Genomic DNA, 16,103 nt, shown 5'->3' with positions numbered 1-16,103 from the left:
CACAGTATACGATCTAACTAATCGTCCAATCGCGGATAGAACTGTGTCCAGACTTCATCTTTCTTTGCTGAGGCCATGTGGCAGTAGGCGCATTCGCTTTTCGGGCGCACCGTTGCAGTTGCCGCTTTCGGCTCGTGGTGATTGAAGTTGAAGTAACCCCATCCGCCGGTCGAGGTATACCGCGCTGTGTCTTTGACCGTCACGTCGGCTCCGTTGAGCTTGCCCGGAAAAAAGCCACGCCCAGATGGCTCGACGCGCGACCCGTCGGCCTCTTCTTTAGGTAGAGTCAACTGAAGTTCCTTGAAGAGGATGGTGCCCTCCGGAAAACTTCCGGTCCTCTTATATTCATCGTAGGAGCACGGCTCGATGTAGACGTTGTGATACTCTGGGAAGCCGGCGTGCCCGTTATTGAGTGCATTCGGTGTAAGAGGCGAGCCGACATAGATCCATCGCTCGAAGTGCTTCGGAAGGACCAGCTCCCCATCCGACGTGTACTCCGCTTTGTAGCAGCTCGATTGTTGCGCAATCGATGGGCTCGGATTCGACATTAATCCTGACACCGCCACCGATGCAGCAGCAACCCGGAGGAATGCAAACCTGGACATCGAACGTCATCCCCTCTCTCAACCGCCTTGAGGCGCCGCAACGTAGCGTGCGATTGAGCGCCCATCTGCGAGCCTACCGAAATGGAGCGTGCCGAAGGTCCGGAATTGGTTGCAGAACGTCTCGCACCTCTGTCGTCACCGTTGCGACGAGGGTTGATGGCGGACCGCGAGCATCCCACATGGGCGCGCCCTGATCGCACATCACGAGGTTTCCTGTAGCCACGGCGAAGCCGCCGAGGTTGCTTCGGATGTCGATAGGACCGCACATCCCACCTGTCCTGTGAACGGGGCGACGAATTGACCATCGATTGCTTGACACGGACCTGTGTTCACGCACACGAGCTGCACCTGATCTAGGTACGGAGAATTGAAAGTTCCTATTGTGCCAGCTACGATTTCACGACACACCGTCGATGCGGCCATCGACGTACTTGAAGTGAGCTTCGTCAAGTTGGTGGAGTGCCTCGTCGCATCCGGCTGGCGCCTCGAGTTGGCCGGCACCGATGCACCGAGCATCCATTACAACATAGCCGGTCGAGGCACGCTCATCACGAGCAGGAGTGCGCCCATCGATCTTCGGCCGCACACCCTCGTCATTCTTCCGAGGCACACGGCGTTCGCCCTCGAAACCCCCGGCGCATTACCCATGCGAACCGTCAACCGGGGGCCTCTGAGTTCGGCGCCCGGATCGGTCCGACGCTTCACAGCCGGCCCGAGTGCGGCCCACCTCGTCCTCGTCTGCGGTTACTTTCGGGCGCTGTATGGCACATCGATCGACGTCTTCGACACGCTTCGGGTGCCCATCGTCGAATACTTCGACGAAATCGATCAAATCGACCACAAATTTCGTGAGGCGGTCGACGAGCTCGCCGCACAGGAGGTCGGCACCGGAGCAATGGCCGCAGGCCTGCTCAAGCTTGTTCTCATTGCGATATTCCGGAGATCGCTCGTCTCGCAGCAAGTTTGGGCGGAGCGGTTCTCGTTGCTCAGCGATCCGCAGATCTCGCGGGCCTTCTCCGAAATGGCCGCGCGACCAGCGGCGGACCATACCGTATCGTCCCTCGCCCATGTCGCCGGTCTGAGCAGATCCGCCTTCCTGGCTCGCTTCACCAAGGCCTTCGGCACTTCGCCGATGTCGACGCTCAGGCAGCTGCGCATACGACACGCGGCGGCACTTCTGTCCACGAACGTACTGCCGATCGATCAGATCGCTCAAGCTGTCGGGTATCGGAACCGCAGCAGCTTCTCGAGAGCCTTCAAGAAGACGTACCTGATCGATCCGAGCGAGTATCGAAATCGAAAGGCGATACAAGAAGGCGAAGTTTACAACCCCGATCCATAAGATCGGGGTTGGACAGTAGATCTGTGCGGGGGCAACCGTAGCGAGGCTGCCCCCTATCGTCTGTCGTTTCACCGATCCGACGATCGTAAGGTGGATCGAGATCGTGACGTCAGCCGCGCGGCCGACCGTCGGGCCGTCGCACGGATGCCAGCAGCAGCGTTATCGACGCCGCCAGCAGGACGAGATCCTTGAGGAGGAACTGTCCGGGCATCGCGGAGATTGCGGGAAATCCACCGGCGGTGTGCTCGGCCACGCCGGGGGTGGTCACAAAGAACGTCAGTGTTATCAGGTACGTCGTGATCGACATCGCGGCACCCAGGGCCGAAACCACTGGAACGAAGGCGCCGACTGCGAGCGCGATCGCGGTCGACAGCTCCAAGATGCCGATCACACGGCTTGTTCCCTGAATGCCGAAGACGTCGTGCAACCAGCCCATGATGGGGCTATTCGCCACGAACGGGGCAATCCCGCCAGCCTCATAGGCCGTGAACTTCATGAAGCCGAACCAGAGAAAGATGACGACCAGCGACCAGCGCAGCGGCGAGAGACTGGATCTCAATCCGGCGGGGCCTTCGGCGGTCACGAACCAGGACTGATGCGGAGTGGTGGTAGTCATGGCGAAATCCTTTCGGGTCATGTTGCACGAGACAGGTGTGCGGGAACGCAGCGCGCGATTGCTGTCGTCGGTCGGACCTGTTCGACAGGTGGAGGGGTGATGGAGTGACTAGGCTGATCGGCCCCCACGAGGTGGTCCAAGGTCAAAGTTAGTGCAGGGTTGGTCGCTGGACCACGGCGAGCTTGGCCGGTGCAGCCGGCCTAGCGGCTATAGCTGGCACGAACACCTCTGGCGCTGGCGGCCGGTAGCCCAATGCGCCATGCGGCCGAACCGTATTGTAGTGCCGTCGCCAGCCCTCGATCATGATCTGCGCCTCCTTGAGCGTGTAAAAAATCTCGCCATTCAGCAGCTCGTTGCGTATCTGTGCGTTGAAGCTCTCGACATATCCGTTCTCCCACGGCGAACCAGGGGTGATGTAGGCCGTCCTTGCGCCAACGGCCGCAATCCAGGACTGCACCGACTTGGCGATGAACTCCGGACCATTGTCTGACCGAATGTGCGCCGGCACGCCGCGCAGGATGAACAGGTCGGACAGCACATCGATCACGTCGGCCGCCTTGAGCTTGCGATCCACTCGGATGGCCAGGCACTCGCGGCTGAACTCGTCGAGGACGTTGAGCATCCGGAACTTGCGCCCGTCGTGGGTGCGCGTCTCGACGAAGTCGTAGGACCAGACGTGATTGCGGTGCTCCGGGCGCAGCCGGATACAGGAACCATCCCCGTCCCACAGCCGTGCGCGCTTGGGCTGGCGGGCCGGGACCTTCAGCCCCTCCTGCCGCCATAGGCGCTCGACCCGCTTGTCGTTGACCAGCCAGCCGTCCGCCCGCAGTAGGGCGGCGACCTTCCGATAGCCGTAGCGCCCGTAGCTACGGGCAAATTCGATCAGCTCGGCGACGAGCGCCGCCTCGTCATCTTTGCCCCGCGGCGCCTTGCGCTGTGTCGAGCGATGCTGCCCGAGTGCCTTGCAGGCCCGACGCTCGGAGACCTTCAGCACGGTCCGGACATGCTCGATGCAGGCGCGTCGGCGCGCGGGGCTGGTCAGTTTCCCCGGGCGGCTTCCTGCAGGATCAGCTTGTCCAGGGTGAGATCGGCGATGGCTTTTCTGAGCCGCTGGTTCTCCGTCTCCAGATCCTTCATCCGCCGGACCTGATCCGACTTCAGGCCGCCGTACTCACGCCGCCAGCGGTAGTAGGTCACCTCACTCACGCCGATCGCGCGGATCGCCTCCGCCACGCTCTGGCCTTGCCCGACCAGCACGTCCGCCTGCCGCAGCTTGGCGACGATCTCCTCAGGCTTGGGTCGCTTCCTCGACATCGATCCGTCCTCCAGGCTCAAAGCCATACCAAAGGGCGGACCACTTCATTGGGGGCGGATCAGTGTGAGGTCGAGACGGAAGACGTGGGCATTCTGGATCGCGTCCGTGAGACCTTCGGGGACGTGCGGATCGGCCCTTAAGGATCCGCTGCCGACCCAAACCGGTCACCCAGGCTCGTGCTTCATCCGGCTAAAAGCGGACTTCGGAATCTATGGCCGCGGATGACTGCGATTGCTCGAATGCAGAATAGCAGATTTCGAGCGATCAGGTGGCGGGAGCATCCTTCGTGGTGCGTCAATGTTAGATCGACTCAGGCCTTACGCTCTGCAATTTTATGGGCCGACCAACCAGTAGGATCCCTATAGCGACCCACTTCAGCACGACGAGTCGTGGCTGACTCCACCTTCAAACCGTCGGATCTACGGTTCGGACCCAAGAGGCTTCACCCGAGCCTGCTCTCCTCAGCTTGTCGCAGGGGCTTGCAATCACGTTAGCTTGGCACGTCCGTCCTGCCTTCGGCCAAAGGCTCGGACGCCAGTGGCCAGCGCAGGCTCCTCAACCTTCAGGTCGGCTACAGGAGGCTTGCTTGTCCGCGAGATTGAAAAGCCGGATCGGATGATCGTCAGCAGGAAGGCGGTCAGCATCAACACAAAAGCGCCAAACGAGATGATCCGCTGCTGCATGTGCTCTATCCCGAGCGTGGTCCCGATCCGACTAGGATCCATGGTCGCGCGCAGCAGGCGTGCACGTTCACCGGACCAACTGCCAAACACGAGATAGTTGAGCGTCCCGCCGACGCGGCTTGGATCACGTCGAGCAACGTACTCGATGTGGCACGTCGACACGAGATAGTACCAGCGCGTGCATTTCGACTCCTTGATCGCCAGGTCGTCGACCAGTACCCAGCGTCCGCCGACTTGCAGATCGCTCGCGAGCTGTGGTCCTGCGTACACCAGAGGACCTACGAGCGTGAACGTTAGGGCGGCAAGGAACAGGAGGGTCCGAACCATCTGTCTGCCTCCGATAGCTGTGCGATGCGTGCAGCTGTGGTGCGTAAGCGGGACTTAAACATTTCAGCGAGGACGGGACGTTAGCCCCGCGCTTTAGCGAACAACCGTTTGCCGGACCAAGCCATGAAGGCTGCCATGGCGCCGACGCCGAGCAACGTCGGCAGGCTGCCAGCGAGGAGGCCGCCGGCTAGCGCCGCGAAGCCCCAAAGCAGGGCAAAACTCCAGCAGATCAGGCCGCGCATATAGTACGTGCCAGCTCTGGCCGCCGCAGCACCGGCGACGGCCGCGGATCGTGCCCCGGTGACGACTGCGCTCTCGCGTCCCCAGACTTCGGTCGGCTTGCGGATCATCAGGCTGCCCGCCCTGCCTTGAGCGCAGCCAGCCGCTGGGCGACGGCCGCGCTCTTCTGCAATGCGTCGATCTCCGCAACCCGGTGGATCGTCCCTGCTTCAGCCGGTGTGAAGCCGACGCCGCCCACACCCTTCATGGCGCGCTCGAACGCCTTCTCCGCAACGTCGAGCCGCTGACCGGGCGTGTGTTCACGACGCATGGAACCGGAGCCATTCCCCGCCTCGCCTTTGGAGACCTCGAAGGCGGCAAGCGCTTCCTCCATCTGCCCCTTGCGCGCCACCAGTGCCGCGAGGCCGGCCTCCAGTTCTGCCTCCTCAACCCGAACCTGCGCCTGCACATCATCGAGCGCCCTGGCTTGGGTCTCAAAGTCGATCTGCCGGGACAGGGCCGCCTCGGCGAGATCCTCTCGGCCCTCATCGACGGCGAAGGCGGCTTTACCACCCAGATCCTCGATGCGTTTCGCGAGCAGCTGTTGCTGGCGCGCTGCCTGCAGCCGACGCACCGTGATGCTTTCGAGTTCCGCCTTCGCCTGATCGATGGCCCGCTCCGCTTCACGGACGGCTTCGCGCATCACAGCCGGGCCACCTGCGGCTTCCAGCCTGTCGATCGCGTCCTCGACAGAGGCCGATAAAATCCGCGATATCCGTGAAAAGATGGATTCAGACATGGCTCACCTCAACAGCATCCATGAAGCAGGATCGCCTGTCGCCCATTGAATTTAAATTAATACCGAACAGTAATTATCGGTGAGATAAACAGTTTCTATACCCGGCGCCTCTATCCTGGCACGTGTGTTGGGGAGAGGCTTGCCCTTATGATTGATACCAGTCTCGTCCTGCTGGCCATCGCGCTGGCCGCCGCTCCGTTCTACATCGTCGTAGCGACACGGAACCGGCTCGTGGCGCTTGATCAGCGTTGCGAGACGGCTTTCGCCGACATCGATGCGCACCTCAAGCACCGGCAGAACCTGATCCCCGGGCTGGTCGAGACGGTCAGAGGCTATGCCAAGCACGAGCACGATGTCCTGCTCAGCGTCATCCAGGCCCGCACCGCCGCCCTCGCGGCGATCCAGCCCGAGGCACGCCTTGAGGCTGAGAAGAACCTAACACAGACCATCAATGCCCTGATCGGGGCGGCCGAGCGCTATCCCGAGTTGAAGGCATCGAGCCACTTCACGGCGCTGCGCGACGAGTTTGTCGCCGCCGAGAACCGCATCACGGCGTCGCGCCGCTTCTACAACCTCTCTGTCGGCGAGTATGGGGCGACGCTGCGTCAGTTCCCCGGCAGCCTCATCGCGCGGCTCTGGAAGATGCAGCTGCGCAAGCCATTCGACCTTGGCATCGAGCGCGTCCTCATCGACGAACCTGTCGCCTTCAAGTTCTGACTTGCCTGCGAGATCCATATGCTGCGCGTCAACGGCCTGTTCGGCTGGATCGCCGCGAATGACCGGCGTTCGCTGGTCCTGTTCGCCGGCTTTCTCGCCGCTTTCCATGTTGGAGCCGTACTAGCGCTCTACTTGCCGCTTGCCGCCCTCGATCCAGAGCATGCGCCGGTCTTCACCTGGGTCGGCTACGCGAGCCGCTACCTGGTTCTGGTGACGCTCGCCGGCATCATCCTGTTCGTTGCGCTACTGCTCTGGCACGTTCACGCAGTGCGCAGGGTCATGGCGTTCACGTTCGTCGACGAGCAGGACGAGCCGCGCCTGTGCCGCATCGTCGAACCGCTGGCGCTCAGTATGGGATTGCCGGTACCTTATGTCGGCGTGATCCGTTCAAGTGCGCTGAATGCGTTCGCCTGCGGCATCCGACGCAAGGACGCGGTCGTCGTGGTGACCCGTGGGCTCATCGATGGTCTCGACGACGACGAACTGGCGGGAGTGGTCGCGCACGAACTCGCGCACATCCGCAATGGCGACATCCGCCTGATGGCGGCCGCCAACGTGTGCCTGCGCCTGCTCGATCTGTTGATTACGCCGCGGATGAAGGAAACCACTCCGCTTAAGGAACTCGTGGGTCTCCCGATCCTGACGTTGTGGTTTCCGCCGATCCTCGTGTTCGTGCTGATCGTCAGCTTCGTCGCCCAGTCGGCGCTGAAGGCGGGCCGGCTCGTTCGGCTTCTGATCTCCTCATCCCGGGAGTTTATCGCCGACGCAGTCGCCGTGGAGGCTACGCAAAACCCGGCCGCCCTCATCTCGGCCTTGCGGAAGGTGCACGGCCACAGCGCGATTGCTGGGCTTCCGTCCGGTCAAGACGCGATGATGATCGACGGCGCGGCCGAGGGCGGACTGGCGACACACCCGAGGATGGATGAGCGCGTGAATGCGATCATCGCGATGACCGGGTCGATGGCACTCATTGCACCTGCGCGGCGCGACACGCGCCCGGATGCACTGCGCCGACCGGCCGACCATCTGTGCGACGCATTTGTCAGCCCCGGCCGGCGCGAGGCGTTCCGAGCGATGAGCGCCCTCCGTCGCGTTGCCACCGACGACACAAGGAATTGGCTCGGCCTGACCCGCAACATGAGCTACGGCGTCATCTTGGCGGTGGCAGCAATCCTGTGTTGCAACGCCAAGCGCCTCGACCGCCCAGCCGTATTGATCGAGATCTTCGATCCGCAGCCCTTCAACGTGTTCCTCGCGGCTGCAGCCAAGGGTATGGCCTGCAATATTGGGGCGATCGCCTCAATGGCTAACGTTCCACATCTGGCTCGAAAGTGCGATCCGAAAGAGTTGAGCGCGTTCCTCTCCGTACAAAGCGAGCATGCTGGGCCGTTTGGCGCGATGTTGACTATGATGGCCGACGCACCGGATGGCACCTTTGCATCGACTAAGATCATTCGGAACAAAGAAGTTGGTCGTTAACTCATCCAGCACGGTCGAGCGCACGACCAGCCAAACAGCACGATCTGTTTGCAGGTCCGGTTTGGTTGCGTCGGTCCTCGTAAGCGGACAGGCAGGAAACCACCCGGAGCGGTCATTCAGCTGTTTCGACCGTTATGTACAAAAAACGAACGTTTTCCCGACGATCACTGACCACGCATGCTCGGTTGTGACCTTCAGCGATAAGTGGCGCGTTTACTTCAGAGCTTGGTGACACACCCGCCGGTGCGCCGGGGACGCCGATGCGATCAGGCAGGTGCGGTCGCGTCCCTGATCCTCAGAATAGTCTGCCGGCTGGTTTTGAAGGTCCGCGCCAGGGCCGACACGCTCGCGCCGTCCCCGATCTGGCGCGTCACCGCCTCGCGCTGCTCGCCCGTGAGACTGGCCGGCCGGCCGAGCCGCCTGCCTTCCGCCCGCGCCCGGCTCAAGCCAGCCTGGGTGCGCTCAATCAGGAGATCGCGCTCGAACTCCGCGACGGCGTTGATCACGTTCATCGTCAGCTTGCCCGTCGAACTCGTCAGGTCGACCCCACCCAGCGCCAGGCAGTGAACCCGCACCCCGAACTCCTCGAGCTTGGCGACGGTGGCGCCCACGTCCATGGCGTTGCGCCCGAGCCGGTCGAGCTTGGTCACCACGAGAACATCGCCCGCCTCCAGCCGGTCGAGCAGGCGCGCGAAGCCGCGGCGCTGGCTGGCCGCGATGGAGCCCGACACGGTCTCGGTCACGAGGCGGCGCGGTTCGATGGTGAACCCGGCCGCTTGGATCTCGGTAAGTTGGTTGTCCGTGGTCTGACCAGGAGTGGAGACGCGGAGATAGGCGAAGGTGCGCGGCATGAGGCGAATTCGTCCGAAAACCATGACCGGAACTAGACACCTGTCCGGAACTCGAAGAAGCTAGTTTGTGAACAGGTCGCGTGACCTTGTCCAGAACCGGTCGGTTCCGGACAGGCCTCGTCCTGTGACGTGCGGGTCAGGGACGGCCTCATGCGGAGCGACACAGCCGCAGCATCCCTCGTGGAACTGACCGAGCCTCAACGCCAGCGCGCCATGGCCCGCTTTGCCGTGCTCCGGCCGACCCTGGAGGAGGGCGTGCCTCTGACCCGGGCCGCCGCGGACGCCGACGTGCCGCTGCGAACGGCCCGGCGCTGGCTGACACGATTTCGACGCGACGGACTGGCGGGCCTGGCCCGTGCCGTCCGTTGCGATGTCGGCCGTTACCGCTTGCCCGCCGACCTGGTCAGCCTGATCGAGGGGATGGGCCTGAGAAAACCGCGATCCTCGGCCGCCGCCATCCATCGCAGGATTACGGCCGTCGCCGAGGCGAAGGGGTGGCCCCCGCCTTCCTACGGTACGACCTGGGCCATCCTCTCCCGCCTCGACCCGGCCATGGTCACCCTGGCCCTGGACGGACCGACCGTCTTTCGGGACCGCTACGAGCTGATCTGCCGACATCGGGCGAGCATGCCCAACGCGCTCTGGCAGGCCGATCACACCCTGCTCGACATCATGGCTCTCGACGAAGACGGCAGGCCGGTCCGGCCCTGGCTCACGACGGTGATCGACGACCACTCACGGGCAATCGCGGGCACCATGCTGTTCCTGGGCGCGCCCTCAGCGCTCAACACCAGCCTCGCACTCCGTCACGCGATCTGGCGCAAGGCCGATGCGGCCTGGCCGGTCTGCGGCATCCCGGACGTGCTCTATGTCGACCACGGAAGCGACTTCACGAGCCGCCATCTCGATCAGGTGGCTGCGAGCCTGCACATGCAAATCGTTCATTCCGGCGTCGCGCGACCGCAGGGCCGGGGTAAGATCGAGCGCCTGTTCGGAACCATCAACACCGAACTCCTCCCCGAGCTGCCCGGCCACCTCGTCGCGGGCGGGCCGGTCAGCCCACCAGCCCTGTCACTGGCGGATCTGGATCGCGCAATCGGCGCCTTCATCCGCGACGCCTATCATCGGCGCACGCACGGCGAGATCGGGCAAGCGCCCCTCGACGCATGGCGGGCGAACGGTTTCCTGCCCCGCCTGCCCGAGAGCCTGGAGGCGCTCGACCTCCTGCTGGTGATGGTCGCCAAGCCACGCTGCGTGCGTCGGGACGGCATTCACTTCCAGGGCCTGCGGTACGTCGCATCGACCTTGGCAGCCTATGTCGGCGAGACCGTCACGATCCGCTACGACCCACGCGATGTGTCGGAGATCCGGGTGTTCCACCGTGAGCGCTTCCTCTGCTGGGCGGTGAACGAGGAGCACGCTGGAGAAGCTCTCAGCCTCAAGGACATCGAGGCGGCGCGCCGTCTGCACCGCCGCAGCCTTCGCGCTGCGATCAACGAGCGCGTGGCGCGCGTCGCGGACTTCCTGCCCGATCCCGTCCGTCTCAACCGTCAGATCGCCCCGGCCCGCTCGCCGCCGCGGCTCAAGCTGCGCGTGTATCAGGCAGAGGACGAGGGATGACCGCCAGATCGGGCGCCTTCATCGCCACCAAGGAGCATCGCCGCTTCATCGAGTTCGCCGATGCGGTGCGCAAGCACCGCTACATCGGCCTCTGCTACGGGGCGGCCGGGGTCGGCAAGACACTCTCGGCACGTCGCTATGCGCGCTGGGAGGTGGCCGAGCCCTTCCTCGACACCTGGGGACCGCGACAGCCGTCGGACGCCAAGATCTATGGCGTGCTCGCCCAGAGCTGTAGCGTCTTCTACACTCCGGCGGTCGCCTGCTCGTTGCGGGTGCTGCGCAACGAGGTGACCTTTCTCACCGTGCGGATGGATGCCTGTCTCGGCGAACACCATGCGAGCGGGGAAGGGAGGCCAACGGGCTTTGCGCGCGGGTTGACCGAGCTCCTGATCGTGGACGAAGCCGAGCGACTCTCGACCACGGGCCTGGAGCACCTGCGCGATGTCTTCGACCGGACGGGGATCGGCGTGATCCTGATCGGCATGCCGGGGATCGAGAAGCGCCTGTCGCGCTATCCTCAGCTCTACAGCCGTGTCGGGTTCGCCCACCATTACCGTCCCTTACAGGGCGACGAACTCACCTTCGTGCTGACGCGCCACTGGCGTCAACTCGGCCTTGCCTTGGACGACGCGGACTTCACCGATGTGCAGGCTGTGGCCTCGATCGCGCGGATTACGGGCGGCAACTTCCGGCTGCTTCAGCGCCTGTTCGTGCAGATCGCACGCATTCTCAAGATCAATGAGCTCAAGGTGATCACGGACGATGTTGTCGAGGCCGCGAGGAGCACCCTCGTCATCGGTGCCACATAGTGCTCCAAAAACACTGCCATTTATCGCTGAAGGTCACAGGCTCGCGATGCGCGTCGCCAGAGTGTCGGGAAAACGATCGAATAGCCGACAGTCGACAATCCCGGCGTCTGACGCATGGCTATCGCGAGGGACCCTGTGCCTGGACGATGGTCGCCTTCACCCGTGCCACGCCCGCCAAAGCAATGCCAGGATAGGGACAGCTTCGCGCTGCCTCTCCCGCCCGTCGTCGTGCTGTGTGGCCGCGACACGAGCTCTCCCGTGGCGATCGCCTCGAAATAGGCTAGAGCGCGGCCCAATCAGTTTGAAGCACAAGCGTCGTCCTCGTAGCCGGCAGCTGTGAAGTCGTTGCGGCACTCCTCAGGCGAGAAGCGCGTGAAGGCTTTGTGGATCGCCGCCCAGAGATCTCTGACCGTGCGGGCCGCCGCGCTGCGCAGGAGCGCTTTAAGCTTTGCGAAGGCTTGTTCGATCGGGTTGAACTCAGGGGAGTACGGCGGGAGGTACAAGAGCCGGGCTCCGGCTGCCTCGATCGCCTCGCGCACGCCTGCCACCTTGTGGACGCCGAGGTTGTCCAGGATGAGCGTGTCGCCCGGCCTCAGGGTCGGGACCAGCGTCTCGGCCACGTAGGTTCGGAAGCGCTCGCCCGTCACGGGCCCGTCCAGCAGCGCAACCGCCTCGGGCCCGCTCGTCCTCAGCCCGGCGATGACGGTGGTGGTCTTCCAATGACCAGCGGGCGCCGCGATCCGGCAGCGCTCGCCGCGCGGAGCCCAGCCATAGCGGCGGACCATGCTGCTGTTGGCCGCCGTCTCGTCCAGGAACACGAGACGGTCCGGATCGAGCTCGGGCTGCGCCTCGAACCAAGCCTCACGCGCCGCTCTTACGTCCTCGCGCTCCTGCTCAGCTGCGTGCAGAGCCCCTTTTTACGCGTGATCCGGTGCCGGGCGAAGAAGCGCGACAGACTGCTGGTGCTGACCGCGACCCCGCGTTCCTGAAGAGCCTCACGCAACGCGCGCAGGAGGACCTGTGGGCGGGCCTGGTAGGTCTGCCGGATGAGGTTGGCATGAGCCTCGATGTGGCGGGAGCGCTGGTCGCCGCCCAGCGGCTTGGGCGCGACGTGGCCCACGCGCCGCTTCTGCTGCGACCAACGGCTGGCGCTGGCCCGGCTCACGCCGAAGCGCTCGGCGGCTTGCCGGCAGGTCGCCCCGGACGACACGGCCGACGCCACGCGCTGGCGCAGATCAACGGACAAGGTTGTCGGCATGGCCTCCTCCTTGCCCCGTCAACCCCCAACCGCCCAGCGCAGCTTCCGATCGGACGAACCCCGCTCTAACTTCGCCGTCCGCTGCTTACCAATCAGACCTCGTCGACCACCTTGAACGAAGCTGTGACGCTCTTCAGCTCCGTGATGAATATGCCGATGCGGTGACCGTTTGCGAGCCGCAGCATCACGCCCGGCTTGAGACCCAGCCGCTCCAGCGCCGAGGAGCGGGCGTGCAAAGTGCCGTGAGCGATGACACGGCTGGGCGATCCCCCAAGAGCAGCTCATACGAGACCGTGGCGGGCCTGGTCCCTACTGCCAGGACTGTACCTTTGCCCATCATCATTTTCGGCAATCCAGATCGTGCGGCGATCTGTAGGAAGCGAGACTTTGCTGTCACGGCAGGGGCGACGTCCACACGCAAAGAAGAGGCCGAGCTAAGCCCGCGATCGCATCGGCATTGTGGCATCCGGTGTTGCCAATTCCTCCCAACATTTCTGCCACACGCTCCCGCAAGGCGCTGATCAACATGCGTTTTCGTGATTTCGCTGCCACGGTGTAGGGAAATTGAGCGCATAGGCTGCTGAGAGGGTGGAATAAGTGGCGACTGCGTCTTGAGGTCAAACCTCGATCACGCATGAGTGCCGCCGACGCCGCCGACGAGAAGCGGCACGTGTTCGGGCACTTGGGTTGGGGGAATGATATGCGTGCCCTTCGCGGCAGCCTGATCGCGTCTGTGGCACTGCTACCCGGCATCGCTCATGCGCAGCAGTCCGTCACGCTTGGTGAGATCAGCGTCGTCTCCACCTCGCCGGTCGGCGCGGGAGGCGGCACCTCCAGTGCGGCTCAGAACCTCGACAACGCCGCTCAAATCGCGCCGACCCTGCCCGTTCCGGCCGGCGCAATCCGTCTGCGCGGCTCCGAGCAGTTGCTCAACAAGATCCCCACCACCGTCGAGACTGTCACGGCTCAGCAATTCGACATCGACCGCGGTACCGACAGCGTAGCCTTCACGCTCGCCCGCCGGACGCCCGGCGTGAACATCTCCGACTCACAGGGTAACAGCAACCGAGTCGACATCACCTATCGCGGCTTCACCGCCTCGTCGGCTCAGGGTGTGCCCCAGGGTCTCGCCGTCTACCAGAACGGCACGCGCATCAACGAGGCCTTCGGCGACATCGTCAATTTCGACCTGATCCCGCCGCAGGCGATCCAGCGTATCGACGTGGTCACCGGCAATCCGGTCTTCGGCCTCAACGCCATCGGCGGTGCCGTCAACATCCAGATGAAGAACGGCTTCACCTGGCAGGGTACCGAGATCAGCGCCTTCGGTGGCTCGGACGCGCGCACCGCCGGCTACCTCGAATACGGCAAGGTCGTCGACAACTGGAGCTTCTACTTCACCGGCGACGGGCTGAACGACCGTGGTTGGCGCTACGAGAGCCCGAGCACGATTGGCCGTCTCTACGCCGATCTCGGCTACCGCTCGCAAGACTCCGAGTTCCATCTGACAGGCCACGCAGCCCGAAGCTTCTTCGGGGCCGCCTCGGCGACGCCGGTGGACTTCACGCATGTCGATCCGCGGGCGATTTTCACCAACCCGCAAACCACCACGACCGAAGTCGGCATGCTCCAGCTGACCGGCCGGGTCGACCTCTCGCAGACCTGGGATCTGGCCGGCAACGCCTACTTCCGCCGCTTCAGCCAGGGCTATCGGGACGGCAACCAGGGCAATTTCGAGAACTGCAGCAGCCGCGGCAGCTTCCGCGGTTTCCTCTGCTTCCAGGATGACGCGTTCAACGTGAATGCGCCCCCGACCAGCCAAGTGGCCGCCCGCCGGGCCTACGCCAATCAGTTCACCATCATCGGCCTGAACGGCCAACCGATCCCGTTCCGGTCGGGCGTCCCCTACGGCACGATCGACACGACCCTGAACGAGGCGACGGGCTACGGCGGCTCGTTGCAGGCCGCCAATCACGACAAAATCTTCGGTCTCAGCAACGCCTTCGTGATCGGCGGCAGCGTCGACGCGGCCGACTACTCGTTCAAGTCGTCCAGCACGTTGGGCGCGATCAACCCGAACCTGTCGGTCACCACCGACCCGAACAACCCCTACTACGGCACCATTCCAGGCCTAGGCACGCCCTTCCTCCGGACGGCCGGCGCGCTCGGCATCGCGCCCAGCTCCGTTCAGGGCTCGAACCTGTATCTCGGCCTCTACGCCACAGACACGCTTGACGTCACCGACCGTCTGTCGCTCACCGCCGGCTTCCGGCTCAACTACGCGCGCATTCAGACGCGCGATCTCACCGGCTTCGCGCCGGACGTGACCGGAGCGCACGAGTACACCAAGGTCAACCCGCTGGCGGGCCTGACGTATCGGTTCGACCCGGCCTTCAACCTCTACGGCAGCTACTCGGAGTCGAACCGCGCGCCGACGCCGCTGGAGCTGTCCTGTGCCAGCCCGACGCAGCCGTGCCTGCTGCCAAATTCGCTGGTGTCCGACCCGCCGCTGAAGCAGGTCACGGGTCAGACCTACGAGGCCGGCTTCCGCGGCGTGATCCCGAATTTCCTTCAGGGCGGTAACCTGACCTGGAAGGCCGGCGTCTTCCGCACCGATCTGACCAACGACATCTACCAGGTCGCCGTCGCCGGCAACGCGGCGCGGGCGTACTTCATCAACGTGCCGTCGACCCGTCGGCAAGGCATCGAGGTCAGCGGCGAGTACGTCGTCACCCCGGACCTGCTCGTCTACGCGAACTACGCGCTGGTCGACGCCACCTTCCAGTTCAACCAGACGCTGTCCTCGCCGAATAATCCTTTGGCCAATGACGACGGCTCGATCAACGTCCGCAAGGGCGACAAGATCCCGCTGATCCCCGCTCACCAGATCAAAGCCGGGTTTGAGTACAACATCACCCCAAACTGGCGCTTCGGCCTCAACGTGTCGGCGTTCTCTTCGTCTTACTTCCGCGGCGATGAGTCGAACCTGAACCGCAAGCTGCCGCCCTACTACGTGATGAACCTGACAACGAAGTACCAGGTGACCAAGAACCTGGAGATCTTCGGGCTGATCACCAACCTGACCAACAACCCCTACGCGACTTTCGGTACCTTCGCGCAGCCGGGTGCGGTAGCCGGCAACCTGTCGATCAACGATCCGCGGACCACGACGTTGGCGCAGCCGCTGTCGATCTATGCTGGCTTGACGTATCGCTTCGGCCCCTACCCGGTGCCGATGGCACCCGAGCCGCTCATCCGGAAGTACTGACCTCAACCCTGTATGATGGAGACTGTAGGAGCTGCCCCTGTGCAGCTCCTTTTATGTCTGGACGCTGATCGGCGATTCGGTCTGAGGCCCGGTCAGATGCGCATATTCTGAAGCTAACCAAGTTTGTTTAGCCTAAGGAGCTCGAAATATTACATACAAAGAACGATCGAATAGCCGACAGCCGCGGCTTATGCG

General features: G+C 63.7%; 15 protein-coding genes. 6 read left to right on the top strand and 9 right to left on the bottom strand.

From position 1 onward, the window contains the following. Positions 1-17: 17 nt before the first annotated feature. Positions 18-605, bottom strand: coding sequence for a cytochrome P460 family protein (locus ABC766_RS24930; RefSeq protein WP_081948857.1), 588 nt, complete (start codon positions 603-605; stop codon positions 18-20). A 367-nt stretch (positions 606-972) separates the two neighbouring features. On the opposite strand from ABC766_RS24930, the gene ABC766_RS24925 reads away from it, so the two are divergent. Continuing rightward, the gene (locus tag ABC766_RS24925; protein WP_043388181.1) at positions 973-1,947 is read left to right on the top strand and encodes a helix-turn-helix domain-containing protein; all 975 of its coding nucleotides are present in this window, start codon (positions 973-975) and stop codon (positions 1,945-1,947) included. A gap of 109 nt (positions 1,948-2,056) precedes the next feature. Here the strand turns inward: ABC766_RS24925 and ABC766_RS24920 are convergent, their stop codons facing one another. The 5 genes from ABC766_RS24920 to ABC766_RS24900 form a co-directional block, all read right to left on the bottom strand. Then, complete coding sequence (locus tag ABC766_RS24920) at positions 2,057-2,563, bottom strand: YkgB family protein (RefSeq protein WP_043388180.1); 507 nt, start codon at positions 2,561-2,563, stop codon at positions 2,057-2,059. Positions 2,564-2,711: 148 nt separating this feature from the next. Beyond that, a protein-coding gene (locus ABC766_RS24915; protein ID WP_089231777.1) for an IS3 family transposase occupies positions 2,712-3,877 on the bottom strand; the annotation gives its coding sequence in 2 pieces (ribosomal slippage) (positions 2,712-3,613 and positions 3,613-3,877; 1,167 coding nt in all). A 486-nt stretch (positions 3,878-4,363) separates the two neighbouring features. Next, positions 4,364-4,888, bottom strand: a complete 525-nt coding sequence (locus ABC766_RS24910) for a hypothetical protein (RefSeq protein WP_059410302.1) — start codon at positions 4,886-4,888, stop codon at positions 4,364-4,366. 80 nt (positions 4,889-4,968) lie between these two features. Continuing rightward, entirely contained in the window at positions 4,969-5,238 is a 270-nt protein-coding gene (locus tag ABC766_RS24905) for a hypothetical protein (protein WP_143739342.1), read from the bottom strand. Further along, positions 5,238-5,906, bottom strand: coding sequence for a PspA/IM30 family protein (locus ABC766_RS24900; RefSeq protein ID WP_059410301.1), 669 nt, complete (start codon positions 5,904-5,906; stop codon positions 5,238-5,240). Before ABC766_RS24900 ends, ABC766_RS24905 begins: the two co-directional genes overlap by 1 nt. A 147-nt stretch (positions 5,907-6,053) precedes the next feature. Between ABC766_RS24900 and ABC766_RS24895 the strand changes: the two genes are divergently transcribed. Next, on the top strand, positions 6,054-6,623 hold the full coding sequence (locus tag ABC766_RS24895) for a LemA family protein (protein WP_059410300.1): 570 nt from the start codon (positions 6,054-6,056) through the stop codon (positions 6,621-6,623). An 18-nt stretch (positions 6,624-6,641) separates the two neighbouring features. Beyond that, the gene (locus tag ABC766_RS24890) at positions 6,642-8,102 is read left to right on the top strand and encodes a M48 family metalloprotease (RefSeq protein WP_059410299.1); all 1,461 of its coding nucleotides are present in this window, start codon (positions 6,642-6,644) and stop codon (positions 8,100-8,102) included. Positions 8,103-8,368: 266 nt separating this feature from the next. Here the strand turns inward: ABC766_RS24890 and ABC766_RS24885 are convergent, their stop codons facing one another. Next, positions 8,369-8,953 carry a recombinase family protein gene (locus ABC766_RS24885; protein ID WP_053621441.1) on the bottom strand — a complete coding sequence of 195 codons (585 nt, stop codon included), beginning with the start codon at positions 8,951-8,953 and terminating at the stop codon, positions 8,369-8,371. A 150-nt stretch (positions 8,954-9,103) separates the two neighbouring features. Between ABC766_RS24885 and ABC766_RS24880 the strand changes: the two genes are divergently transcribed. Both ABC766_RS24880 and ABC766_RS24875 read left to right on the top strand, forming a co-directional pair. Then, positions 9,104-10,573 carry a Mu transposase C-terminal domain-containing protein gene (locus tag ABC766_RS24880; protein WP_161392815.1) on the top strand — a complete coding sequence of 490 codons (1,470 nt, stop codon included), beginning with the start codon at positions 9,104-9,106 and terminating at the stop codon, positions 10,571-10,573. After that, a complete protein-coding gene (locus tag ABC766_RS24875) occupies positions 10,570-11,382 on the top strand; it encodes an AAA family ATPase (protein ID WP_053621440.1) in 813 nt (270 codons plus the stop codon). The genes ABC766_RS24880 and ABC766_RS24875 overlap by 4 nt, the downstream gene beginning before the upstream one ends. 296 nt (positions 11,383-11,678) lie before the next feature. Here the strand turns inward: ABC766_RS24875 and ABC766_RS24870 are convergent. Next, positions 11,679-12,640, bottom strand: a protein-coding gene (locus ABC766_RS24870) for an IS630 family transposase (protein WP_427902266.1) whose coding sequence is annotated in 2 segments (ribosomal slippage) — positions 11,679-12,292 and positions 12,292-12,640 — 963 coding nt in all. Because the reading frame shifts where the segments join, the coding sequence is not laid out codon by codon here. A 92-nt stretch (positions 12,641-12,732) separates the two neighbouring features. Continuing rightward, a complete protein-coding gene (locus ABC766_RS24865; RefSeq protein WP_286964691.1) occupies positions 12,733-12,876 on the bottom strand; it encodes a hypothetical protein in 144 nt (47 codons plus the stop codon). A 464-nt stretch (positions 12,877-13,340) separates the two neighbouring features. Here ABC766_RS24865 and ABC766_RS24860 point away from each other — a divergent pair, with 464 nt between their 5' ends. Beyond that, positions 13,341-15,908, top strand: coding sequence for a TonB-dependent receptor (locus ABC766_RS24860; RefSeq protein ID WP_286964692.1), 2,568 nt, complete (start codon positions 13,341-13,343; stop codon positions 15,906-15,908). Positions 15,909-16,103 lie beyond the last annotated feature (195 nt).

The organism is Methylobacterium fujisawaense (genome assembly GCF_039619325.1).
GTDB classification, from domain to species: domain Bacteria; phylum Pseudomonadota; class Alphaproteobacteria; order Rhizobiales; family Beijerinckiaceae; genus Methylobacterium; species Methylobacterium fujisawaense.
The sequence above is the reverse complement of the archived record's forward strand: the minus strand, read 5'-3'. Positions and strand labels throughout refer to the sequence as shown.

Bases quoted from the DNA above. Each gene is read 5' to 3' on its own strand.
- ABC766_RS24920 (WP_043388180.1), bottom strand. From the start codon at position 2,563: ATGACTACCACCACTCCGCATCAGTCCTGGTTCGTGACCGCCGAAGGC.
- ABC766_RS24860 (WP_286964692.1), top strand. From the start codon at position 13,341: ATGCGTGCCCTTCGCGGCAGCCTGATCGCGTCTGTGGCACTGCTACCC.
- ABC766_RS24910 (WP_059410302.1), bottom strand. From the start codon at position 4,888: ATGGTTCGGACCCTCCTGTTCCTTGCCGCCCTAACGTTCACGCTCGTA.
- ABC766_RS24905 (WP_143739342.1), bottom strand. From the start codon at position 5,238: ATGATCCGCAAGCCGACCGAAGTCTGGGGACGCGAGAGCGCAGTCGTC.
- ABC766_RS24875 (WP_053621440.1), top strand. From the start codon at position 10,570: ATGACCGCCAGATCGGGCGCCTTCATCGCCACCAAGGAGCATCGCCGC.
- ABC766_RS24880 (WP_161392815.1), top strand. From the start codon at position 9,104: ATGCGGAGCGACACAGCCGCAGCATCCCTCGTGGAACTGACCGAGCCT.
- ABC766_RS24895 (WP_059410300.1), top strand. From the start codon at position 6,054: ATGATTGATACCAGTCTCGTCCTGCTGGCCATCGCGCTGGCCGCCGCT.
- ABC766_RS24930 (WP_081948857.1), bottom strand. From the start codon at position 605: ATGTCCAGGTTTGCATTCCTCCGGGTTGCTGCTGCATCGGTGGCGGTG.
- ABC766_RS24900 (WP_059410301.1), bottom strand. From the start codon at position 5,906: ATGTCTGAATCCATCTTTTCACGGATATCGCGGATTTTATCGGCCTCT.
- ABC766_RS24885 (WP_053621441.1), bottom strand. From the start codon at position 8,953: ATGCCGCGCACCTTCGCCTATCTCCGCGTCTCCACTCCTGGTCAGACC.
- ABC766_RS24890 (WP_059410299.1), top strand. From the start codon at position 6,642: ATGCTGCGCGTCAACGGCCTGTTCGGCTGGATCGCCGCGAATGACCGG.